Genomic DNA, 23,414 nt, shown 5'->3' on the forward strand with positions numbered 1-23,414 from the left:
GAATGTGGGAGATTTTCTATGCCGAAATTGCTAGGAATTGCCAGTCATCAACAAAGCCGTGGCGCAATTGCACAACATAGCATTGCATCCTTAAACATAGAAAACGGTTTAGGCGATTTTCGCGGCAGGAAAAACCCAATGACCAGCGTTACCCTTTTAAGTTTAAAATCTTGGCGAACTGCCTGTTCTGAAGCGAGTGATTTATTCCCTTTAGAAATCAGTTGGATTGAACGCCGCGCCAATTTGCTCGTAGACGATATTGAATTTTCTGAACAAGTTATCGGTCGCCAATTACGTATTGGTCAGGCTGTTTTGCAAATCACCTGCGAGACCGACCCTTGCGCTCGTATGGAGAATCTCGCAAAAGGTTTAAAAGCGGCACTCATACCGAATTGGCGTGGTGGCGCGCGCTGTGAAGTTATTCGATCAGGTAAGATTGAAGTCGGTGATTCAGTTGAATGGCTTTAAGCTTTATTCTGATGACGGCCACGTACATCCAGATAATCACGGAACTGATCGCCTAACAAGTTAACCGCCAATACCAATAACATCAGTGCAATTCCCGGCGCTAAAACCAAATGCGGCGCAACCAATAAGTAACGGGTGCCTTCCTTAATCATATTACCCCATGAGGCATCCGGCGGCTGTACGCCTAATCCAAGGAACGAGAGCCCCGCTTCGGCAATCACCGCTCCGGCAATACCAAATGTCGCCTCCACACCCAATGGCGCCATAATCAACGGCAATAGATGGCGATAAAAGATTCGATAATTCGGCACCGCCAATGCTTTGGCCGCTAAGATGTGTTCGCGAGATCGTAAACTCAAGGTTTGCGCGCGAGCCAAACGCGCATAACCAACCCAGCCGACGACCACCAAAGCAAAAACAACATTTTCAATGCCGGGGCCAAGCACTGCCGCCAAGGCGATGGCAAGCAATAACCCGGGAAAAGCCAAAAACACATCAATGATTTTGGTGACGATTCTATCAATCCATCCGCCATAATAAGCGCTGAATATTCCAATTGTCGTACCGATAACTGCCGAGAAAATCACCACGCTCAAAGCAACGAAAAGTGAAGTCTGCGCGCCTAGAACCACCCTTTCCAATAACGGGCGACCGAGTTCATCGGTACCGAGAAGATTAGCGCTCGACGGGCCATGCAACAACGCATCTAGATTGACTTGGTTGGCACTCTCGCCAACAAACAGTGATGCTACTACCATCAGTAGCCAGAGAATCACTAAAACCAAACTAAATTTATAAATCATGCGTGTTGCTAATCACTTATTTTGCTAAACGAATACGCGGGTCGAGCCAAGCATACACTAATTCCGTCAACGCATTGACGCTAATATAAGCCACCGAAATCACTAGAATACAGCCTTGTACTACCGGATAATCACGACGTTGAATTGACTCGACGAGAAGATTTCCCAAGCCCGGCCAGTCGAAAACCACTTCGGTAATGACTGCACCGCCAAGTAAAGTCCCAAGTTGTAGGCCTAGAATGGTGACTACCGGCAGAAGCGCATTAAACAGTGCGTGCTTGCCATAAACCGTAGCATTCGATAAACCTTTAGCCTGTGCCGTGCGAATATAATCTTCGTGCATGACTTCCAATAACGATGCCCGTAACATTCGAGCGAGAATCGCCGCTAATGCAGTACCTAAAGTAACCGTCGGCAAAACCCATGCCCAAGGTTGACTGGCGCCGCTGACCGGCAACCAACCTAACCAAAGCGCAAAAAACAGAATCAGCATTGGCCCGAGCCAGAAATTAGGAATGGAAACACCTAGTAGTGAAATACCCATGGATAGATGATCTGGCCATTTGCCGGCGCGTAAAGCCGCCCATACACCAAGTGGGAAAGCAATCAAAATCGCCAATAACATCGACATAATCGCCAGATGCGCGGTTAAGGGAAAACGCTCGGCAATCAAATCGGAAACCGGTTGCTGATAGAACAGCGAATTGCCTAAATCCGCATGTAGAACCCCGATCAGATAATGCCAATATTGCTGCCAAATCGGTAAGTTCAAACCGAGCTGTTCACGCAACACTTCCTCATCTGCCGGTGAAGCCCAGTCACCCAGCATAACTGCAACCGGATCGCCCGGCACCAAATGCAATAAAAAGAAAACCAATGAGCCGACAATCCACGAAATAAAGACAACTGAACCGATAAGGCGGACTAAATAACTTAGCATGCGCCCTCCAGCTCTTTTGAGAACGCCGTTAGGTTTTTATCTGTAAACAACTGATTCAACATTGTTTTTTGTTTTTGGTAATTCGCATTGACGTTCTGCATTTCAGTTGGAAGGTTTGCCAAGCAATCCACTGCATTATTCTCAGTAATTAAAATCGGGCAGCCCGAATTAACCCTTGCAAACAGTTCGATAACATCGTCGTTTTGCATGCGTAAACAGCCATGGGATGCAGCGGTGCCGAGCAAATCTTCTTCATTGGTGCCGTGAATATAGATATAACGTTGCATGGAATCGCAATGACCTAATCGGTTAACGCCCTTCTGCATACCGCTTAACCAAAGAATCCGACTAAGAATCCAATCACGATTCTTATCCGCAGAGGCCAAATCACAAATCTCTCCGGTCGGACGACGTGCTTTAAAAACCGAATAGATAGGTGAATCCTGACCAATTTTGGCGCGAATAAGATGCCAACCAAGCGGTGTTTGATTAGAATTTTTTAAATTACCGACCCCTTTTAACGCAGAGCTTATCGGCCAAAAATAAACACCTTGCTCAGTGAAAAAATACAATCGTTGTTCTGCGATGCAAGCAATCAAACACTGGTTCATAGATTAACCTGCGCTGTAACTTTTTTCTGGCATTGTAATAAACCATCAAATCGACCATCGGCATACAGTTGGTAGCCAGAAATTTCTTTTCGTAGCACAGCATACTGATCTTCATACCATAAAGGCATGGCAGCAAGTTTTTCATGCAATCGAGTTTGCAATTGACGGTACAACTCGGCTTGCTCAGCAATTGAATCACTTTGAGCTGCACGAGTGATTAAGGCATCAGCAACCTCATCTCTATAGCGCCCGCGGTTGGCACCTTTTGGCGGAATCGCATTCGATGCAAACACATACTGAAAAATATCCGGGCTCTTCACACCAACCCAAGCAAGGCTATATAACTGGAAACGACCTTTCTTAATATCATTGTAAAAAGTTCCCCAATCATAGCTCTGAATTTTAAGGTGAATGCCCAGCGGTTTTAATTGTGACTGATAAATGGTCGCCAAACGAATTCGAGTCGGGTCATTCGAGGTTTTGTAACTTAGTTCAATAAACGGTTGATTATTCTTGTCTTTTTGAATTAATTCGGCAGGAATATCGACCTGCTTAAGCAGTGCTTTTGCCTTAGAGGGGTTGTATTCGTAATCATCCAAGCCTTGTACACCACTCCAATGCTCAGGCACTAGAAGCCCTTCGCCTAGACGTGCATGGCCTTTAAACATCGCATCAATAACTGCCTGGCGGTTAATTCCGTGAGCAATCGCTTGGCGCATTGGTAACTGACTTAATAAGCGGTCTTCAAAGTTAAAACCGATATAGCCAAAGTTAGTGCCACGTGAAAATTTAACCTTTACTTGTTTTTGCTGCTGGCAATAATTGACCAGCTCAGGTGACAAATCATTCTGCACGATATCCACTTCACCCTTGAGAATTTTCAGCACTCGAACCGTGGCATCTTTAACAGGGATAAATACCAACTGCTGTTTATCTATACGACGCTCCAACACAATAGACTGTTCGGAAATACTCAAACAGCGACAAGCACCGGAGCCAAACGGTTCCAGATGAAAAGGATGATTTTGTTCGATTAATCGCTTAGGCAAAATGCCAATGACTAAGCGACCGACAAACAACGCATCCATCTCATTTAAATGAAAATCGACGGTTAAATTATCAATTACCTTAATACGAGCAATGTTCTTTAATGAACCACGATGAGCTGATCCAAACTCTGGATTAAGTACACTCAAATAGGTCGCAGCTATGTCTTCAGCGGTAAGCGGCGAGCCGTCAATAAAGCGGTTCTGTTCACGAGTCGAGAAACGATAATGCGTCGGCGATAATTGCTGCCATTCGGCTAAATCCGGGATCGGTGAAAAGCTGTCATCAAAATCGATTAACTGACGATACAACAAACGGTTTACACGACTGGATAAAGCATCGGTAGCCTTTCTCGGATCGAGCATTTGCGGACGGCCAGTAACCGCCATACGAATGATGTTTGGTGTATTTACCTGCGAACAGCCACTTATTGCCAAAGCACTCAAGGCGGCAGGAGCGCCTATACCACGCAATACAGGCGTAGCAGTAGACAAACTTTTAATAAACTGACGGCGATTGAAATTCGGCATATTAAAGGACGTTAAACAAAAAAGGCATGCTTAATAACCTGCCTTTAAATGAAAGCAGCAGAAATGTATCACTAGACAATTGCGAAGCATCGCTAAAGAAATTATTCTGCTGTGGTACGCAACATTTGATCGAATGCAATAAGATCTTGCTCGGTCAAATCGCCAAGTGCCGCTTCTAAACGCAAAGAATTCAGCACTTGATTATGTAATGCCTCAATTAAATTCTTGCGTGCATCAACTTGATTGGAACGAGCGCTGAAGACTTCTAATAAATCTTTCAAACCAACCTTAAAACCTTCTTCCGCCGCTTCTAAGAAAGCGTCATTCGATTTAACCGCTTCACGTAGAGCAGCAATCAATACTTCGCCACGTTCAATATTTCGGGCTTGTGAACGAGCATTCAGGCGCGCAGTATTTTTACTATCACGTAATGCTTCTAAACTTTTCTGATTTTGGAAACGTGCCGAGCTCACATTCGCATCAGTACTTCCTCCGCTATAAATCGGCATGGAAACATTAAAGCTAATAGCGCTTCCGGTTGCATCTTTTACACCAGGTGCGTCGTCATAGCTTGTATCGTTAAGGCGCGCCTGTAAAGAAACGGTTGGCCAGTAACCTGATTTTTGTACTTCAATCTCTTGCTTCGCGATTTGCGATTGTGCCAGTGCCGATTGCACCGCCAAATTCTGGGTTTGCGCAGTTTGCTCAATATCGGCTAAATTCAGTTGATAAGCTGGAAATTTCGTTGTCATTGGCAAGGTTTTCAAAGCGCCGTATGCCTGACCAGTTATTTTCATCAGCTCTTCGTTAGCAATATCTAAGCTATTTTCGGCATTAATACGATTTGACTTTGAAATGTCATAATTAGATTTTGCTTGCAATACATCTACTTGACTCGCTAATCCAACTTCTGCAGAAGCAGTTGCACTTTCCAACTGTAGACGATCCGATTCTTCACGACTCTGGAATAGTTTCAACGTCTGTTGCGCTAGCAACACATTAAAATACGCTTCAGTCACTTTCAAAATCAAGTCTTGCTCTGCGGTTTTCAAAGCCAATTGTGAAGCATTCAATGCCAATTCCGACTGGTCGATTCGTGCCCACATCTCATGCTGATACACACTTTGATTAAGGGTTACCGATAAGTCCATACTGTCGACTTCAGAAGCATGACTAATACTGTTTTGGTTGACATAACTAGCATCGGCTTGGATTTGCGGGCGTAAACCACCTTCTAATGCGCGCAGTTGCTGTTGATCGGATTGATATTGAGCTTTAGCCTGCGCCAGAGAAGGGTCGTATTGCAGAGCCATTTGATAGATATCAACCAAACCTGAAGTCTGAGCTACAACCGGTTGTGCCATTCCTGAAAACAGTGCGACAGACAGTAAAGATGAAAGAGAGGTTTTTTGTAATTTGTTAACAGACATTATCGCGCCCTTTTTAAAAGTTTTTGTTTTTTTCATCTTCATTCCAACTTTGATATGGATATTCAGATAAGCTGATATTGTAATAGCGCGCTTCATGGGTAACTTCTGTGCCAACCCATACCGGCATTTCTACCTTTTCGTCCTCATCGCGCATTTCAACTTCAGCAACGACTAATCCTGCATTGTCGCCAAAGAATTCATCAATTTCCCAAACATGTTCGCCATGCTTGACCAAATATCGTGTTTTCTTAATGACAGGCCCGACGGCCAAAGTCGCTAACATTTTTTCGGCATCGGCCAAATCAATTGGATATTCATATTCGTCACGGCTTAAACCAATTTCTAAACTTTTGATATTAATATTGGCCGAATCACCTTCAATACGAATGCGCACTGAACTTTTGGAAACACCTTGCAGCGGTGTTAAGTAACCTTGTGCAAAGTCGGTCTGTTGATAGGCCGATGCCTTCCATGAATCATCGGTTAGCAGAAATTTTCGTTCTATTTCACGAGCCATAAGTAGCGCTGTTTTCCAGTTATAGAGTCTTATTATTTATTTGATTGGGTTGAATACACCCGTTGAAAGGTAACGATCACCGCGATCACAAACAATGGTAACAATCGTCGCATTTTCAACTTCTTGCGCCACCTTTAAAGCCGCAGCCATAGCGCCGCCGGAAGAAACTCCGGCAAAGATACCTTCTTCTTTAGCCATAGCACGCATCGTGTCTTCTGCAAGGCTCTGTGACATATCAATAATTCGATCAACACGAGTATTTTCATAGATTTTTGGCATATACTCTTTCGGCCAACGACGTATTCCCGGAATCGCTGCGCCATCTTCTGGCTGAACACCAACAATCTGAATATTCGGGTTTTGTTCTTTCAAGTACATTGAAGTACCCATAATGGTTCCTGTCGTTCCCATAGCGCTTACAAAATGCGTAACTTGACCTTGAGTTGCATGCCAGATTTCCGGGCCGGTCGAATGGTAGTGTGCCAAAGGGTTATCGGGATTAGCAAACTGATCTAACATAATCCCTTCACCGGCTTGCACCATTTTCTCAGCTAAATCTCTGGCACCTTCCATGCCCTGCTCTTTAGTGACTTCAATTAATTCCGCACCATAGGCAGCCATGGATGCTTTACGCTCCATACTCATATTATTGGGCATAATTAACTTCATCTTGTAACCCATTAAAGATGCCGCCATTGCGAGGGCAATTCCCGTGTTGCCGCTGGTCGCTTCAATTAGCGTATCGCCGGGGTTAATATCCCCGCGTTCCTGCGCTTTCTGAATCATATACAAAGCGGGACGATCTTTAACCGAACCGGCTGGATTATTGCCCTCTAGCTTTGCTAACACAACACTGTTAGTTGCTGGATTGACGAGGCGTTGTACTTTCACTAGAGGTGTATTTCCTACAAAATCAACCAAGGTCGGGTACATAGATAAATCCTTTATTTCGCAATCTTTGCTCATGCTAAAAAAGTGAGCGCCAAATTAAAAACTAAGCAACAACGCTAGGCTCAATGGCAAGAGGAGGTTTATTATGACATTCATTGCTAAAATTGGGCGTAAATTCGTAAGATTTTCTTGTGAAAGAACCAAACCACCTTTTTGAATATCAGCAATAGCTTGTCGCGGCAATGTTTTCAGCCATTTTTCAAAATAAACGACCATCCATAGCATTGCGATTCCCCAAAGCAAAGCCCAGTTTATTAGCGGAATTTGCAAACTTTGTGCAAAAACATAAATTAACCCGACACTGACAATCTGACTGACGTAGAACAGCCACTTAACTCCGATTCCATAACGCATCCATAAATTAAAACGACCAATTTGTCTGTCAGCGTGAATGTCTGGAATTTGGTTGAGAAGCAACAGATTATTGACCCAGATAAAAACGATTAAACTCGCAATCATCGCCGGCAGTGACAAAACAAAACTCCCAATCAAAACCGTAAAGGCGCCAAACAGCATAATTGGCCCGAAACCTAGACCCGCAGCAAACCAACAAAGCCATGGAAAAGCGGTGATGTGTGTCGTGTAGAAATAGATCAACACTAAGCCAACCAAACCTAGTGGAATTAACAGCAGTGAAAAACTGAAGATAAAATATATTCCGCTAAGAACAACTAAAAGAGTCAAAATCCAGAACACTTTCTCTGCAAGATTTATGGCCGCAACAGAGTCCAAAAGCCCACCGGTTCCGCCGCTGAAAGGCGTTTTAGTTGTAATCATGTCTAAGCCGGAACGACTGTCATCAATTTCATTACGCAAATTGACCGCCGCATGTGCACTGAGAAATACAATTAACAGTAACCCGAAATCAAACCAGTTGAAGGCGATATTATTACTGATCCCTAAATTTATGGAATGTAAGCTTAACGCACTGGCTAGAAGCAATACCGAAATGCTTAACACAAGGAAATTGGGGCGCGTCGACATTAACACGGGCTTAATCTGAGATATATTCATTTTTTTCACGTTTTCGGTTTCCGGAAAAGAATATTGGCTTGCACGACAAACCTCAATTCCTTTACTCCCATAAAAATACATACTTAACAAAATGCCCTGCAACATAACAAAAATTTACAGGGTAAAGCTCTGCAAAACTGATAAAAATTGACAGCGAACAAGGCCGTTTACACTTTTTTTGCGATGATAGCTATACCACTAAACTTTTATCTTCTAAGTGCAGTTTGCAACAACGGTAGAAGATAATTCATAGATACTTTCGGGATTTACTATGCTTACCCAATCATCTCTTCGCGTCAAAGTTATCACCATAGCCAGTATTGTCGGCATGCTTGTCGCCATCATCATTGGTGTCCTGTTATATTTTTCTTCTGTTGCACCTGTTAAGCAGCAAGTTGAAAATGAGCTAAGCACTAAAATGCAAACCTATATTGAATCGCAACTCGAACTTAAGATTCAGGGCGGCATTATTGGCTCGACAGCTCTGAGCTTCCATGAAGACACTATCACTGCCCTAGAAAGCGGTTATGCATCCGACATTGAAAAATTAGTGTACTCAATTCGACAAAGGTATGCAGATCAGTCGAATTACAAAAATATTAAAACCGAAGTAATCTTGCCAAATGGTCAGTCGATTATTCAATCTTGGACAGACAAACTTCCAAATAAAAATCATAGTTCTGATGCATTCTTTAAAAAAGTAACAAGCGATAAGCAATCTTTTGGCTCACTGACTATCGATGAACGCGGTGTAGGTGTCGTTGCCCTATCACCGGTAATGAATAACGGCACAATGCTCGGCATGCTTTCAATGACACAAGGCTTAGCATCAGTCGGCAAAAGTTTTGTTAAAGAGCATGATGGCTACTGGGTTTTACTGGTCGATAAAAACTATCTTAAAAATAAATTTAATAACCCGGAAATGTTGAACAAGAACACATCGGTAGGCAATCATTATGTTGTTGCTAATAACCGTTGGTTTCAGCCTGAATCTATTGAGTTGGCAGAACACTTCAATGATGGCGGTGTTGACGGCCATAATGTCTATGTTAAAGACCATCATGCTTATATCGATATTCCTGCTCTTGATGAAGAAGGCAAGCCTTTCGGTCGTCACCTATTCATTCTTAACGAAAAGGTTTACACCGGCCCAATTACTTCAGCAATGAATTCTGCTTGGCTTTCAATTATCGGCATTATCGCCGGTATCATCGCACTTGCAGCAGTACTTGTCATGGTTGTGAACCGTGTAGTCATTAAACCTCTGGTACAAGTTCAACAAGTAACTGACCAGATCCTACAAACCGGCGATTTCAGCAAAAAATTCAATATCAATTCCAAAGACGAAGTTGGTCAGACAGCAACTGCTTTGAATAATTTGCTGGATAACATCAGCAATGCTCTAGATGAAGCAAATGACATAGTGAAAGCCATTGCAGCCGGTAACTTTTCTCGAACCATTACCGGCAGCTATAAAGGCGATTTGGCAGCGCTCAAAGACGGTATAAACAACAGCGCGCACAACATCTCACATGTAATGGAAGAACTTTCGAAAGTAATGCAGTCTCTAAGAGACGGCAATTACAATGTTGAAATCAATTCCGGTGTTGCTAGCGGTGACTTTAAAACCATGATTGATAATGCGCAGATTGCCATGAACGAAACCGATCAAGTAGTACGCGAAATCAATGATGTTATGCAAGATATGCGCAATGGTAATTTCGCTAACCGCATTGCCGGTAACACCTCTGGTGAGCTAACCATCCTGAAGGATCGTATTAACGAATCCATGGACGTCTTAGAAAAAGCCTTAGCTGAAATCACTAAAGTAGTGACTGGTCAGGCTAGCGGTGATTTGACACAGCGAATCAATGGCGAATATCGTGGCGAACTTGAAGAGCTTAAGCTTGCCGTCAACCAGTCGATTGAGCGCTTAGCGAGTACCGTTAATCAGGCAATTCACACATCTGGCACCGTTACGAATGAGGCGATTTCACTTTCTACCGATGCAAGCGACTTAAGTTCTCGTGTACAGCAACAGGCAGCCGCTTTAGAAGAAACGTCTGCCACTATGGAAGAGATGAATTCGGCGGTTCAAAACAATACCGAAAATGCCCATCAAGCGGCACAGGTATTCGAACAGGTCCATGGCAACGCCACTCAAGCCGGCCAAGTAATGGAAAAAACCATCGAAGCAATGGGCTCGATCCAAGACTCTAGCCATGAAATTGCTGAGATTGTCACCTTAATTGACAGTATCGCTTTCCAAACCAACCTACTGGCGTTAAATGCTGCGGTTGAAGCTGCTCGTGCTGGTGAACACGGTCGTGGCTTTGCAGTGGTAGCCGGAGAAGTTCGGGCACTGGCACAAAAATCAGCTGACGCCGCAAAAGACATTAAACAACTAATCGATTCAAGCGTTGCTCGAATCGACCAAGGTACAAAATTAGCAAGTGAAACCGGTAAAGTCATTCATGAGATCACCCTATCAATTGATAGTGCTAATGATATGATTCACCAAATCAACAATGCTTCTGCCGAGCAAGCTGAAGGCGTCAACCAGGTTTATCAAGCAATCAGTGATATTGACGCCGCAACTCAACAAAACTCGGCTCTAGTTGATCGTACCTCTGCTGCGGCACGTACCATGAGCGAAGAAGCGCAAAACTTACAAGACAATATGTCCTTCTTTAAAACTGGCGCTAAAGTTTCTACGCCTAAGAGAGTAACGGCAACGCCACAAGTTGAAAAGCCCACGAGTAAAACCGCTTCGGCACCAGTGGAACGCTTAGCCGCACCAAGCAAATCTAAAGTTCAAGAACCTGCTCCAACCAAAGCCCCTTCTTCTGGAAACGGCGATGAGTGGGAAGACTTCTAAATATTAGCCTCTGTAACAGTACGCTAAAAAAGCAAAAGCCCGGAACAATATCCGGGCTTTTTATTGGCTGCTCTCAACTTAAAACTTACTTAAGTTTTTCTTTGGCCATCGCAATCATGCTTGGATAAACTTCATTGATTAATTTGTCATATTGCTCAGCGGTCAATGTCTTTTTAACAAACTGATGACATTTCATTTTGCCTTCCATCAATTTCGCACGTAACTCAGCAATCTTAGCATGGCGGTTTTTCATTTCTTCAAGACCTGCGCCTGCAAGTGCAATTTTTTGTGATTCACTTTCCATCTCATGAATTTTGTTAATCAATTTCTTACCGTTTTTACCTTTTGTAGTGCGAAACTCATTGAATGTTTTGCATTGCTCGGCAGTTAGGTTTAGAGCCTCTTCACTGTTAACCACTACTGGAATAAAGTTTGGCATGTAATTAGCGTGAAAGTTGGCACGAATATCTTCAACTTTAGGCTGTACTTTCACACAGGCATCTTGTGCATGTGCAAAAGACGAAGCAATCAATAGTGAACCGGTAACTGCTGCAACAAAAAGCTTACGCATATTTAAATCCTTTCTTGTGTTTAGTGCGGGTAATTTTAATTAGTTTTTTCTAATATTAGCATAACAAAACCCATGCATAAACTTTATTTATAATAAGTTAATTTTTCTTTTGAGGAAGCTTAATGAAAAAAGTAAGAGCGATCCAAAGCATTTAGCCTATGCAAACGCAGAACAAATCCATTTAGAATGGGGAAATTAAGCATTCCCCTATCTAAAAGTTAAGACCTACCGCAATGATCGGCAGAAGAGCTTTTAAATTATTATTTTGATGATTGCTTGGAACCAAGCTATCAATTTAGTGAGTGCAAACCATAACCGTCTAGTCGCTTAAACCAACCCTCTAACCAAGTTGACTCCAACTGCGAGTTTGATGCTAATTTTGTTCGCAGTTTTAACGTCTGTTTTGCAGCTAGAATAAAAGCGTCTAATAGCGCTTGTTCACTTGTATTTTTCGGCATTTGCATAGCGAATAAAACCTGCAACAAACCCCATCCTTTATTCTGGTAGCGTTCTTTAGGATTTATACCTAACCCTTTGAAATTACTGTAATCAATCAATGCAAACATTCCCCTGTCAAAAGCCATCAACTCATCAATTATAGATTGTATTTCTGCTTTTCGATTATCAGAAACCTGTGCAATTAATTCCGGTAATTTTGACTGAAAACGATTCACAATAAATTCCGACTGCATGGCAAAAGTACTTTGCAAAAATGTCTGCCACTCTTGCATACGACCTAGCTCTTTTAAAGTATAAAAAACCTCTCGACTCTGCCACGGGGCAACTGTAAAGTCATCGGTTGGAATTTGTGTTGTCGAGGATTGGCGCTGCACAAAGCGTAAAAAATCTGGAAAGGTCTGTTCAAATGGCGCATCAACGCCTTTAGGAAACCAAATAAAATGGCCTATACCAAGAGAAGGAAATACTTCTTTTTTACTCCAAAACAATAAGTTTTCAGGTTTAGAGGCACACTCGTTTTGGTAGATCTTTTGCGCGATCCAAGAATAGTCTGCAACCGATATCGACGGAGCTACTGGTATTGAAGTCGCACTTGCATGGGCGGCTTTACATACACTGCTTATAATCAGCAGTTGAAAAAGAAAGAGCGATGGTTTTAAGCTCCAAAAATACCGCATCACAAAGTTTCCTAATATTTACGTTAAAGTCTTTTCCCAGATAACGTATTCTTTATTTTTTATCGCGGCTTTAAGCAAGTCAAGCAGAGGTCCAGCACGATGGGAGACACTGACTGAATCGTTATCCCAGTTATCACCGCTCTGCACACTTGCTGATGAAACAGCCTTTGTTAGATTATTAAAGGCCAGTTCCATCTCTTCATCCGTAAGTGCACCTGGCACAACTTCACTGTGTCCCATTAAATTGATAAGACTCAGTGCGACATTATCAAAATAGCTAACTTCTGGATAATCTTTAGTTTTAAAAACAATCATTTACGGATTCCTTAGTAAGCAGTTTGTAAACTAACCGAATATAAAAAAAGCGAAGTGGAATTCCAACTTCGCTTTTATTTTAGACAAATTTTAAATTTTGTCTTCGTTAACCAGGTTAACGAATTTTTCATACAGTGTATCGTGATCTTCGACTCGATCTGGGTCTTTGATAATTACATCAATCGGGCAAACGCTCATGCACGTTGGTGTGTCATAAAATCCGACGCACTCAGTACATAGATCAGGATTGATTTCATAAATCTTCTCACCCATCGAGATTGCAGTATTCGGACACTCCGGATCGCACATATCGCAGTTAATACAGCCGTCTAAAATTTTTAATGCCATATTAATTCTTCCTTCGCTTAAAAGCAGAATTAATCACGTTATGAGAATACTGAAATCAAGGCAAAAACAGCCTAGAAAGCGCAGTTTACAACGAGTAAATGGGCATTTTAAGACTGTTTTTAACAAAAAGTTCAGTGTTCGCAGTAGTGATTAGCTCGCTTTTTTCGCTGCTGCCGCTGCACGATTCGCTTCGTCGATTTTGTTCTGCTCGTCTTTTGCTTTCTTAGCCGCGGCATCGCGTTTAACGTCACCACCCCAAGATTCATTACGCATAACCAGACAGTATTTTAAAGTCTCTTCATCTAAATCTTTAAATGGGTTTGGAATACGTACCACCCAACCAGAGCCTTTGGCGCAATCTACAACTTCATCATGGTGCGTCTGCATATGGTCTAGAACCATTGAAACATTACCGGCTGGTGACATGATTTCGATTGAATCGCCAACACAGAATTTGTTTTTCACATCCACTTCTAGCATTGAACGACCATCACGCTCAATGACATCTACTACTTCCCCCACGAAACGCTGACGTTCAGATTTTGAAACGCCATATTCATAGTTTTGGTATTCAGAATGCACGTGACGACGAAGGAAACCTTCGGTATAACCACGACTTGCTAGACTCTCAAGGTCTTCCAGCAAAGTACGGTCAAACTCTTTACCTTCCAATGCATCATCAATCGCTTTACGGTAAACCTGAGCGGTACGCGCCACATAGTAATGCGACTTAGTACGCCCTTCGATTTTCAAAGAGTGAACACCCATATCAACCAGTTCAGGAATCAACTCAACCGCACGCAGGTCTTTTGAGTTCATGATGTAGGTACCGTGTTCGTCTTCAAACGCTGGCATCAATTCACCCGGACGCCCTTCTTCTTCAAGCAGCATCGCTTGGTCAGTGGTTTCACCTTCACCAAGAGTCGGACTGTAAGTTGTGGTTTCTGGCGCCGGACGGTCAGTCGTACCGGTTAAATCGGTAATGTTTTCAACATTGATTTTCGGCGTACCGACTAACTCGCCGGTTTCGTCTTCTTTCGCTTCGTAGGTGTTGTAGTTCCAACGGCAAGCATTGGTGCAAGTCCCTTGGTTAGCATCACGTTTATTGATGTAACCAGACAGTAGACAACGACCTGAATAGGCGATACACAAAGCACCGTGCACAAATACTTCAAGTTCCATCTCTGGAACTTTTTCACGGATTTCACGAATTTCGGCAATCGATAGTTCACGTGACAAAACAACACGACGCACACCGTTGTCATACCAGAATTTAACCGTTGCCCAGTTAACCGCATTCGACTGAACCGATAGGTGAATTTCTTGTTCAGGATATTGGGCGTGAACCATTGCAATCAAACCCGGATCAGACATAATCAGCGCATCCGGCTTCATGTCGATAATTGGTTTGATGTCTTTCATGTAGGTATTAACTTTTGAGTTATGCGCAGCGATATTCGACACCACATAGAACTTTTTACCCAGTTCATGGGCGCGAGCAATCCCTTTCGCTAAATTCTCTTCGTTAAACTCATTGTTACGCACACGCAGGCTGTAACGAGGTTGACCGGCATAAACCGCATCCGCGCCATAAGCGAACGCATATTCCATATTTTTCAGCGTTCCCGCTGGTGAAAGAAGTTCAGAAACAACGTTGACTGAACCTGCATTTTGAGTCTCTGCTTGCAAGGCAAATCTCCTACATGAACATAATTAAAAAAGAACCCAATATTTTACAGGAATTTTAGAGTTTACGCATGAGAATATTAGGATTCATTAAACAAGTATGCTGACAATTTTTCTTTCCATAACAAAGCTTTAGCCTCAATTGTTAATCGAGCGTTTGCCGGACTGGTAGAAGTTAAAGTATCGAATTTAAGATTTTCAGGAAGGACTTGTTGTTTCTGTACATACTGTTTAAAAAGTTTCGCTGCTGGTTGACCGTTGAAAAACACGGCTTGAATGCTTGGATATTGTTTGAAAATGGCGTCAAAATCATTCGCTACCGGTACTTTAATCGCACTGTCCAAACTGCCTTCACGTTCGCAAGCAGCCAACACATCCCACAATAAAATTCCAAGTTCATTACAAGCATTACGTTTATCTTGCTCTGTCGGCAAGTCACGACCGATTAGGCTTTCAATAATCGGCCAGAAGGCATTGCGAGGGTGCGCATAATAAAACGCATCCTCTAGCGATTTAACACTTGGCATGGTGCCAAGAATCATTATCTTCGGTTTATCGGCAATGATAGGAGCAAAGCCGTTTATCTGTTTATTGTCATAGAGATTAGGCATAGTAAAGGTTTAATCCTTCATACAATCTTTGCCATTGCTTTTTGTCTTTACGGGGTGCACGCGTTTTAACTTGCGCTGTTGGTTGTAGCGGAATTTCCTGTTGCGGAAGTTGCGGCATCGTCTCCTGCATTAAAAACAATGGCGAGTGGACTTTTTTCGCGATTGGTTTGTCGGCTTCAAATTTAATATTGGCTTGCAAATGTGGCGCAATTTGCCTTTGATACAAAAATTCGACATCCCCTAAACTCGCCACTTTATGAATTAGATCTTGTTGAATTTTAAGATTTTCAATTTGCTCTTCGATATGTTTAATCGCGCCCTGCACACTGAGCTTTACATTAGCCGTTTCTTTAAATACCCATGAAAATTTCACTTCGATAACCGGTTCATACAGACAACGAAAATCACGATACAGTTGCAGCAAGCTAATTGAATGCGGGTGAATTACCTGTTTTACCAAACTGAGATAAGGACTACGTCCGAGTGTTTTCTTGGCAAATTGCATACGCTGTTTAAAAAGTAACTTACTGGCGTTAATGCGTTCAACCTTTCGGATAAAATCCTCATCCGCCAAGATAATTCCCGGCAGAAGCGTGGTTTCTTTACCATCTTGATCCGGCTGAAAATAAATCTGCGTTAAATGCTCAGCTGTCTGACGCACTTTTTCTTTGGTTTTGCTCTGCCAAGTTTCCGGTAACCAGATTTGTTCAGCACAAAGTGACAACATCAAATTCCTGAAATCACTCAACTCCCCTAGCAGGCTATGTAGTTCGGACTGAATTCTTTCAGGACTGATATCGTTGTTGTTGAATTGTTGGCTCATTGTTTATTTTTAATTACCCATATTATTAGAATTAAGGCAAAGCCTTTTAGCAATCTTCTATTGACCATTGTATGATGGGGTAAAAATGATTGAAAACATTTTTGGATAATTTATTCAGCAGGATTTACGCGCTAGTCGATAAAAGTTGTAAACGATTCAATTTCTGCGCGTGATGGCTTGAGTTGGTTTACCGTCGCTTCCGTATCTGCATATCCCAATGCAATACCGCAGATAAAATGTTGCGTTGCATCTACCTTGAAGAAATTACGAAGAATATCTGGATATTCGGCTAAAGCCGCTTGCGGGCAAGTCGAAAAACTAAGTTCCTCGGCCATAAGCATGATTGACTGTAGGAACATCCCGTAATCCAAATAGGAACCTGTTTTTAGCGAACTGTCGATACTGAAAATCAACATACATGGTGCATCAAATGCAAGATAGTTTCTTCCCCACTGCTTTACTCGTGCATCCTTATTGTCACGCGCAATATTCAATAGCGAAAACATTTCCATACCAAGAGCGACTCGACGTTGCTTAAAAGGTGCTTTCCACTCACAGGGATAATATGAATAGTCCATGTTTTGTGTTTTTCCCGATTCAAAAGCAGATAACAATAAATTACTTAATTGCTGCTTGGCTTGGCCTGCTACAACATAAACTTGCCACGGTTGCATATTGACACCGGATGGCGACCATTTGGCATGTTCAAGAATTTGGGTAATTTTTTCACGCTCTACCGTTTTAGGTAAAAAAGCACGCGTTGAACGACGTTGCAATAAGGCTTGACTGACTTTCACTTATTCTCTCCAAGCTATTGAAAGACAATAAAAAACCCGCCGAAGCGGGTCTTGAAAAACACGGGGCTAACCGAGTTCAACAAAGGACGTTTCTTTATCGGTTTCAAATTCAACAATCGGCTCGGCCCATAAATCATACTCATCAGCCGCAACAATTTTGACCTGCACAAATTGCCCCGGTTGAAGGTGAAAGCCGTCGGCAATAAAAACCATACCGTCGATTTCCGGAGCATCCGCCATTGAACGCGCCACCGCACCTTGATCGTCAATTTCATCAACAAGAACTTGCATCACTTGCCCGACTTTGGCTTGCATCTTATTGGCAGAAATACGCTGTTGAGTTTCCATAAAACGCTCCCAACGGTCTTGCTTGATCTCGTCCGGTACTTGCTCGGCGATCTCATTCGCAGTAGCACCTTCAACCGGCGAGTATTGGAAACAACCAACACGGTCAAGCTGGGCTTCTTCTAAGAAATCCAATAGGTCTTGGAACTCTTCTTCAGTCTCACCCGGGAAGCCAACAATAAATGTCGAGCGAATTGTCAGATTAGGTACTTGTTCACGCCATTTTTTGATTCGTTCTAATGTTTTATCAATATTTCCTGGACGCTTCATCGCTTTGAGCACACGCGGATTAGCATGCTGAAGCGGCATATCCAGATAAGGCAGAATTTTACCTTCCGCCATTAATGGAATCACTTCTTCAACATTCGGATATGGGTAAACGTAATGTAGACGAACCCAGAAATTCTCGACGCCGCCTAATTCGCCCAAGGCTTCTGATAACCCAACCATAGAGGTTTTAGTTGGACGGCCATCGGCAAATTCGGTTTTGTATTTGACATCGACACCGTAAGCGGCAGTATCTTGAGAAACCACCAACAGCTCTTTAACGCCGGCTTCTTTTAAACGTTTTGCTTCTGCAATCACATCAGCAACCGGACGACTGACCAAATCACCACGCATCGACGGGATAATACAGAAAGTACAACGGTGGTTACAGCCTTCAGAAATTTTCAGGTACGCGAAATGTTTCGGCGTTAGCTTAATGCCTTGCGGCGGGACTAAATCAACAAATGGGTTATGTTTTGGTGGTGCGATAACATCATGCACCGCCGAGACCACTTCTTCATAGGCCGCAGGACCGGATACTGCAAGAACTTTTGGATGTACCTGGGTAATGACATCGTCCTTAGCGCCTAAACAACCCGTAACAATTACCTTGCCGTTTTCTTCTAACGCTTCACCGATGGTATCAAGAGACTCTTGTACCGCGCTATCAATAAACCCGCAAGTATTAACAATAACGGTATCTGCATCTTCATAAGAGTTGGTGAGGTTATACCCTTCAGTACGAAGTTGGGTCAGAATTCGCTCGGTATCGACTGTCGCTTTAGGGCAACCAAGACTAATAACACCGACGGTAGGCTGTTGTTTTGACATAAAAATGCACTCGCTAAAATTGGGCTTTTGATAATTGAGCGTATTTTAACGAATTAACGAGCGACTTGTATTGGAAACCGTAAACTGATGACGATTTATTGATTAGTGATTTTGGGGAATGAAACCAATTCAATTTCTTGCTTGACCGATGAGTACACAGTTTGACCACAAAGTTGATGCAATGAGCAGTGACTGCAACTTTCCGGCTTACAACTTTCCAAACATAAAGTACGTACAATCTGTTTGCTTTCATCGTTTAAGCACTGTAAGTCTTTTGGTTTAAGTTGACCCCCCTTAAACAACTGTTGCAGTAATTCCTTAGGTAGAGCGACCTGCACCATCTCTTTATTACTGTTCATCTCCTGCTCTCCAAATAATAATCAATAACTTAGTCATCATAACTTCACAGTAATGCTAATGCAAATTGTTATCACTTAATATATAAAAAGCAAAAAGCCGCTCTTAAAAGCGGCTTACTTGATTTGGTAAACACCCTAAAAAGGCTTAATCACAACTAAAATCAAAATGATGGTTACTAAGACCAATGGAATTTCATTCGCCCAACGGTAGTAGACGCCCGAATGATCTAGGTGCCCTTGCTGCATTTCTAACATGCGCTTTTTCGCCCACAGATGGTAAACCAGCATGAGTACAACAAAAACAATCTTAGCGTGTAGCCAACCCATACCGGCGGCAATCGGGAAATATGCCAACCACAACCAGATACCGGTACCAATCGCCAGCATCATCATAATAGTCATAAATTTATACAGCTTCTCGGCCATAATTGCTAAGCGAGCCACGTCTTGGCCAGCTTCTTTACCTTCGACAAAATGCACAAAAATACGTGGCAGGTAAAATATCCCAGCCATCCATGACATCATAAACAGGATATGAAAAGTCTTAAGCCATAACATTCAATTTTCTCCTTAGATTAGCAATTACAAAATGAATCTGTATCATAAAGCCTTTAAAGAATTTTTTTATAAATAACTTGGAAGAAGCAATGGAACTTACTAAAGACATCGTCGGCCTATTTGAATACAAACTAAGTAATGCAGAAGGTGAAACACTTGATGAATCAAATGGCAACCCGCTAGCCTATCTTCACGGCCACGGCAATATCATTCCAGGTCTAGAAGCTCAAATGGAAGGTAAAAAAGTTGGCGATAAATTTACTGCAGAAGTTGCTGCAGCTGACGGTTATGGCGTACGTGTTGAGCAATTAGTACAAGAAGTACCAATGGCAATGTTCCAAGGCGTAGATAACATTGAAGTTGGAATGCGTTTTGAAGCACAGTCTGAGCATGGCACTCACTCCGTTGAAGTGACTAAAGTTGACGGTGAGAATGTAACCGTTGATGGTAACCACCCTCTAGCAGGCGTTGATTTGACTTTTGAAATCGAAATCACCGGTGTTCGCGCAGCGACTGAAGACGAAATTGCTCACGGCCACGCTCACGGTCCGGGCGGTCACCACCATCACTGAGCCAAACAGCTTAATCACACAAAAAAACCGCATCTGCGGTTTTTTTATTTTACAGGCGATGAAATCAATACCTAACCTTCACGCCAAGTATTTACATCACTGTGTGCTCCACGCCATGGCATTACCCACATTTGGTACAGCGAAGTAAAGATCATAATTGTTGATGCTAGCGAATAACCAAAACCGCCGACTATCACAAAATAGGCAAAACTTGGGTTCATCTTAGTTAACCACCATGCAGCAATGTCAACGATCAAAAAGGCAAATGGTATAAAGATCAATAATGCCTTAGCCCATTTTTTGAAACCAACCGACATTGAGAAAATCAAACCTATAAAAAAGAAGATAAAGGCAATACCAAACAAGTGAATATGTGAAACACGAGTTAGCGAAGCGATTGAAGCACCTTCATCTACTTTGGCGATCTCTTTCATTTCATCGTATTTAGTTACATTCGGAAGCCCCGGAATATGCCCGTGACACATTGCGCACTTCTGCTGCACGATAGGCTGAATAGTTGAATTCCACTCATTTTCTGATGCACCATTGCGTGCCCATTTAATCATTGTGAAATTTTCTTCCGGTGTCGCTTTATCTTTCATCGAACCGTTTAATTTCGATTCTAACTTTGAGCCTTCGCGATTGCCATAATAGCTATAGACAATATCATCGACTGATAAACCGAATTTCCCATCCGCCATGCCGTGCGTTAGCATAATTTGTGCGCCTGCCATAAGCAAACCAAGACCGACAACCAAAAGATAACCGGTAAAGAGTGCTTTTACCGGTATTGAGAGGCTTGGCAAATTTAGCCAAGATTTATGTTGATTTTGCATCCGTACTCCTGTCCAAAACCCGTCTTTTTTGTAATTTCTATAGAAAACATGAAAATCTCTAACGTATTTTTCAGTAAGTATTTCTATAGACTTTCCTATCTTGTCGGGTCAAGAACAAAAGCACCAATAGATAATTTAAGGGCTATATAAATATATTTTTTAACAGTATTTACTTATATCTAAAAATCAAATATCAATGAATAACTATTGTTTATGAGGACTATATTTCATGCTCATTCAATAAATAATCCTCATAATCTAAATCGCCAGTGTCAACAATAACGGGGATCGCTGTTAAACCAATCCCGGCTTCTGCGACACTCTCTTTATTACCGGAAAGCAACGGATGCCAATCAGGTAAAGGCAGGCCATTATGCAGGACTCTATAAGCACAGGTGTCCGGCAGCCAGTCAAACTCTGCAACCCGTTCACGAGTCAATTGGACACAAGCCGGAACGTTAATTGAACGGTTCGCATAATCGGTGCATTGCGCTGTGCCCGGATCAGAGTATGGACAAACGACACGAGTATAGACAATTTCATCAGTTTCTTCGTCTTGTAACTTCGTTAAGCAACATAAACCACAACCGTCACAGACCGCTTCCCACTCTGCATCGGTCATTTCATCAAGGGTTTTTCGTTCCCAAAATTTGTCGCTTAAGGCTTGTGTTTGGCTTGTTTCACTAGCTGTCATATTTCTTTCCTAAAATTAAGTTTATTTAAAACAAGACCATGGCGTCGACCATTTCGCTAACTGTTCGTGTAGTTCGAGTTGAATGAACAATCCCCCCTGATCAGGATTGCAGATCAACTCAATCATCCGTCCCTGCCATTCAAAACGTAACCCGTATGCATGTAAATAACCACGATCAAAATCCTTGGCTAAGGTACTATCTTGATAACGACTGTCACCACAAATTGGACTTGCTAAACTTTTCATAACCACTCTTAACTGATGAGTTCGACCGGTATGCGGTTTAAGCAAAAACAGCCTTAAACTTGGTGAAGTTTGCTTTATCTCGCCAATAGAAATGGTTTGGCTAATAAACTGGGTGATGCTGGGATTCTTTAGAGTCTTCATAAGTTTAAAGCTACCACGCCTTGCTGGCATCAAATCGCCCTTTACCCAACCCATTTTCTTTTTTGGCTTCTTACTCGCAATAGCTAAATAATATTTTTCAATGTGACGTTGTCGAAATTTTTCATTCAGCTGCTCAGCCACTGTCGCAGCTCTTGCCAATATCAATAGTCCGGACGTCATCTTATCCAAACGATGAACAGGCCACAGTTTTTCAATGCCAAACTGTTTCTCACACATCGGAACAATCCCACTTGCCGTATTATCTTGTTCAGAATGAAAACTAACGCCTGTCGGTTTATTGATAACAATAAAATCGTCGCACTGATAAATCATTTTAATTGGGTCTGAATAAGAAAAAATGTCTTCTGGCATCGCTGTATGACTATAAACAATTAGATGGAATGGAATTGTAACGCTTTCAAGCACCATTGCTGAAAAATTGCAGGCATAAAAAAAGGCGCGGCTTTTAACTCCGCGCCTAAGATTACATCCTTGTAATCAATTTTTATTGTTTTTTAGAATAATCCACCTAGATTACCGCCGTTATTATCCTGATTGTTAGATGTTAGCGACAACAATGCTCCTGCAACATCAGTAACCGTATCAACCGCACCTTCTACAAGACCGGTTACTTCACCGGTAACTTCTTGTACTGCCTCATCACCTGCTAGAGCATCCAAACCTTCGATTTGATCAAGACCAGCTTCTGTTCCGTCAGTAATGATTCCAGAATAATCAATCGAGCTTTCAGTATCGGCACCTTCTCCACTCGCTGAAGCGGTAAACAGCCCTAGACCATTAGGCAATACTGCATCAAGGTTAAGTGCTGAATCAATACCTTGATCTCCTGAACCTAGAATTCCAGTTAGTAGGTCATTAACAGCAGTAGTAACACTATCTACAGTATCATCAAGAAGTGCTGAAGTATTAGTTCCTAAAAGCCCGTCTACGACATCCGTTACACCATCAACAACTTGATCTACATCGCCTTTTTCACCTAGTAGACTATTGACTGTACCGCCTAGGTCAAGGTCTCCAGCTAGAACACCGTTTACTAACTCGTCAACCGTTGTCGTCACTTCATTAACT

The 23,414-nt window shown here is 42.4% G+C and carries 26 protein-coding genes; 3 read left to right on the plus strand and 23 right to left on the minus strand.

Annotated elements, in window-relative coordinates:
* The first annotated feature begins 18 nt into the window (after nucleotides 1-18).
* On the plus strand, nucleotides 19-468 hold the full coding sequence (locus J3998_RS03895; RefSeq protein ID WP_208148154.1) for an MOSC domain-containing protein: 450 nt from the start codon (nucleotides 19-21) through the stop codon (nucleotides 466-468).
* Here J3998_RS03895 and J3998_RS03900 read toward each other — a convergent pair.
* The 8 genes from J3998_RS03900 to J3998_RS03935 all read right to left on the minus strand — a co-directional run bounded on the left by J3998_RS03900 (nucleotide 465) and on the right by J3998_RS03935 (nucleotide 8,311).
* Nucleotides 465-1,271 (minus strand): ABC transporter permease, encoded by an 807-nt coding sequence (locus J3998_RS03900; RefSeq protein WP_208148155.1) that lies wholly within the window; start codon nucleotides 1,269-1,271, stop codon nucleotides 465-467. The two genes, J3998_RS03895 and J3998_RS03900, sit on opposite strands and share 4 nt — an antisense overlap.
* Before the next feature lie 16 nt (nucleotides 1,272-1,287).
* Complete coding sequence (gene nikB / locus J3998_RS03905) at nucleotides 1,288-2,211, minus strand: nickel ABC transporter permease (protein WP_208148156.1); 924 nt, start codon at nucleotides 2,209-2,211, stop codon at nucleotides 1,288-1,290.
* A complete protein-coding gene (locus tag J3998_RS03910) occupies nucleotides 2,205-2,822 on the minus strand; it encodes a L,D-transpeptidase (protein ID WP_208148157.1) in 618 nt (205 codons plus the stop codon). The genes nikB and J3998_RS03910 overlap by 7 nt, the downstream gene beginning before the upstream one ends.
* On the minus strand, nucleotides 2,819-4,399 hold the full coding sequence (locus J3998_RS03915; protein ID WP_208148158.1) for an ABC transporter substrate-binding protein: 1,581 nt from the start codon (nucleotides 4,397-4,399) through the stop codon (nucleotides 2,819-2,821). The genes J3998_RS03910 and J3998_RS03915 overlap by 4 nt, the downstream gene beginning before the upstream one ends.
* Before the next feature lie 101 nt (nucleotides 4,400-4,500).
* Nucleotides 4,501-5,829, minus strand: a complete 1,329-nt coding sequence (locus tag J3998_RS03920; RefSeq protein ID WP_243750579.1) for a TolC family outer membrane protein — start codon at nucleotides 5,827-5,829, stop codon at nucleotides 4,501-4,503.
* A gap of 13 nt (nucleotides 5,830-5,842) precedes the next feature.
* The gene (locus tag J3998_RS03925; RefSeq protein ID WP_208148159.1) at nucleotides 5,843-6,346 is read right to left on the minus strand and encodes a CYTH domain-containing protein; all 504 of its coding nucleotides are present in this window, start codon (nucleotides 6,344-6,346) and stop codon (nucleotides 5,843-5,845) included.
* Between the two features lie 36 nt (nucleotides 6,347-6,382).
* Entirely contained in the window at nucleotides 6,383-7,279 is an 897-nt protein-coding gene (gene cysM / locus J3998_RS03930) for a cysteine synthase CysM (RefSeq protein ID WP_208148160.1), read from the minus strand.
* A gap of 54 nt (nucleotides 7,280-7,333) precedes the next feature.
* Nucleotides 7,334-8,311, minus strand: coding sequence for a prenyltransferase (locus tag J3998_RS03935; protein WP_208148161.1), 978 nt, complete (start codon nucleotides 8,309-8,311; stop codon nucleotides 7,334-7,336).
* A gap of 271 nt (nucleotides 8,312-8,582) precedes the next feature.
* Here J3998_RS03935 and J3998_RS03940 point away from each other — a divergent pair, with 271 nt between their 5' ends.
* The gene (locus tag J3998_RS03940) at nucleotides 8,583-11,189 is read left to right on the plus strand and encodes a methyl-accepting chemotaxis protein (RefSeq protein WP_208148162.1); all 2,607 of its coding nucleotides are present in this window, start codon (nucleotides 8,583-8,585) and stop codon (nucleotides 11,187-11,189) included.
* A gap of 85 nt (nucleotides 11,190-11,274) precedes the next feature.
* Here the strand turns inward: J3998_RS03940 and J3998_RS03945 are convergent, their stop codons facing one another.
* The 11 genes from J3998_RS03945 to J3998_RS03995 all read right to left on the minus strand — a co-directional run bounded on the left by J3998_RS03945 (nucleotide 11,275) and on the right by J3998_RS03995 (nucleotide 19,836).
* A complete protein-coding gene (locus tag J3998_RS03945) occupies nucleotides 11,275-11,760 on the minus strand; it encodes a Spy/CpxP family protein refolding chaperone (RefSeq protein WP_208148163.1) in 486 nt (161 codons plus the stop codon).
* Between the two features lie 290 nt (nucleotides 11,761-12,050).
* Entirely contained in the window at nucleotides 12,051-12,896 is an 846-nt protein-coding gene (locus J3998_RS03950; protein ID WP_208148164.1) for a hypothetical protein, read from the minus strand.
* 18 nt (nucleotides 12,897-12,914) lie between these two features.
* Entirely contained in the window at nucleotides 12,915-13,211 is a 297-nt protein-coding gene (locus tag J3998_RS03955) for a DUF1840 domain-containing protein (RefSeq protein ID WP_208148165.1), read from the minus strand.
* Between the two features lie 90 nt (nucleotides 13,212-13,301).
* Nucleotides 13,302-13,559, minus strand: coding sequence for a YfhL family 4Fe-4S dicluster ferredoxin (locus J3998_RS03960; RefSeq protein ID WP_208148166.1), 258 nt, complete (start codon nucleotides 13,557-13,559; stop codon nucleotides 13,302-13,304).
* A gap of 150 nt (nucleotides 13,560-13,709) precedes the next feature.
* A complete protein-coding gene (gene trhP / locus J3998_RS03965) occupies nucleotides 13,710-15,248 on the minus strand; it encodes a prephenate-dependent tRNA uridine(34) hydroxylase TrhP (protein WP_279576209.1) in 1,539 nt (512 codons plus the stop codon).
* Nucleotides 15,249-15,325: 77 nt separating this feature from the next.
* Nucleotides 15,326-15,856, minus strand: a complete 531-nt coding sequence (locus J3998_RS03970; RefSeq protein WP_208148167.1) for a DNA-deoxyinosine glycosylase — start codon at nucleotides 15,854-15,856, stop codon at nucleotides 15,326-15,328.
* On the minus strand, nucleotides 15,849-16,679 hold the full coding sequence (locus J3998_RS03975; RefSeq protein ID WP_208148168.1) for a hypothetical protein: 831 nt from the start codon (nucleotides 16,677-16,679) through the stop codon (nucleotides 15,849-15,851). The genes J3998_RS03970 and J3998_RS03975 overlap by 8 nt, the downstream gene beginning before the upstream one ends.
* 131 nt (nucleotides 16,680-16,810) lie before the next feature.
* Nucleotides 16,811-17,476, minus strand: a complete 666-nt coding sequence (locus J3998_RS03980) for a nitroreductase family protein (protein WP_208148169.1) — start codon at nucleotides 17,474-17,476, stop codon at nucleotides 16,811-16,813.
* 66 nt (nucleotides 17,477-17,542) lie between these two features.
* Nucleotides 17,543-18,919, minus strand: a complete 1,377-nt coding sequence (rimO, locus tag J3998_RS03985) for a 30S ribosomal protein S12 methylthiotransferase RimO (RefSeq protein ID WP_208148170.1) — start codon at nucleotides 18,917-18,919, stop codon at nucleotides 17,543-17,545.
* A 95-nt stretch (nucleotides 18,920-19,014) separates the two neighbouring features.
* Nucleotides 19,015-19,278 (minus strand): hypothetical protein, encoded by a 264-nt coding sequence (locus J3998_RS03990; protein ID WP_208148171.1) that lies wholly within the window; start codon nucleotides 19,276-19,278, stop codon nucleotides 19,015-19,017.
* A gap of 135 nt (nucleotides 19,279-19,413) precedes the next feature.
* Nucleotides 19,414-19,836 carry a CopD family protein gene (locus J3998_RS03995; protein ID WP_208148172.1) on the minus strand — a complete coding sequence of 141 codons (423 nt, stop codon included), beginning with the start codon at nucleotides 19,834-19,836 and terminating at the stop codon, nucleotides 19,414-19,416.
* An 89-nt stretch (nucleotides 19,837-19,925) separates the two neighbouring features.
* On the opposite strand from J3998_RS03995, the gene J3998_RS04000 reads away from it, so the two are divergent.
* The gene (locus tag J3998_RS04000; protein WP_208148173.1) at nucleotides 19,926-20,408 is read left to right on the plus strand and encodes an FKBP-type peptidyl-prolyl cis-trans isomerase; all 483 of its coding nucleotides are present in this window, start codon (nucleotides 19,926-19,928) and stop codon (nucleotides 20,406-20,408) included.
* Nucleotides 20,409-20,479: 71 nt separating this feature from the next.
* On the opposite strand, the gene J3998_RS04005 is transcribed toward J3998_RS04000, so the two are convergent.
* The 4 genes from J3998_RS04005 to J3998_RS04020 all read right to left on the minus strand — a co-directional run.
* A complete protein-coding gene (locus tag J3998_RS04005) occupies nucleotides 20,480-21,244 on the minus strand; it encodes an elongation factor-1 alpha (protein WP_208148174.1) in 765 nt (254 codons plus the stop codon).
* Between the two features lie 220 nt (nucleotides 21,245-21,464).
* Entirely contained in the window at nucleotides 21,465-21,938 is a 474-nt protein-coding gene (locus tag J3998_RS04010) for a YcgN family cysteine cluster protein (protein WP_208148175.1), read from the minus strand.
* Nucleotides 21,939-21,959: 21 nt separating this feature from the next.
* Nucleotides 21,960-22,697, minus strand: a complete 738-nt coding sequence (locus J3998_RS04015; RefSeq protein ID WP_208148176.1) for a TIGR01621 family pseudouridine synthase — start codon at nucleotides 22,695-22,697, stop codon at nucleotides 21,960-21,962.
* Between the two features lie 143 nt (nucleotides 22,698-22,840).
* Nucleotides 22,841-23,414: hypothetical protein (locus tag J3998_RS04020; RefSeq protein ID WP_208148177.1), on the minus strand; the 574-nt coding region annotated here is incomplete at its 5' end.

It is taken from the genome of Thiomicrorhabdus marina, assembly GCF_017571465.1.
In the GTDB taxonomy this organism is placed as follows: domain Bacteria; phylum Pseudomonadota; class Gammaproteobacteria; order Thiomicrospirales; family Thiomicrospiraceae; genus Thiomicrorhabdus; species Thiomicrorhabdus marina.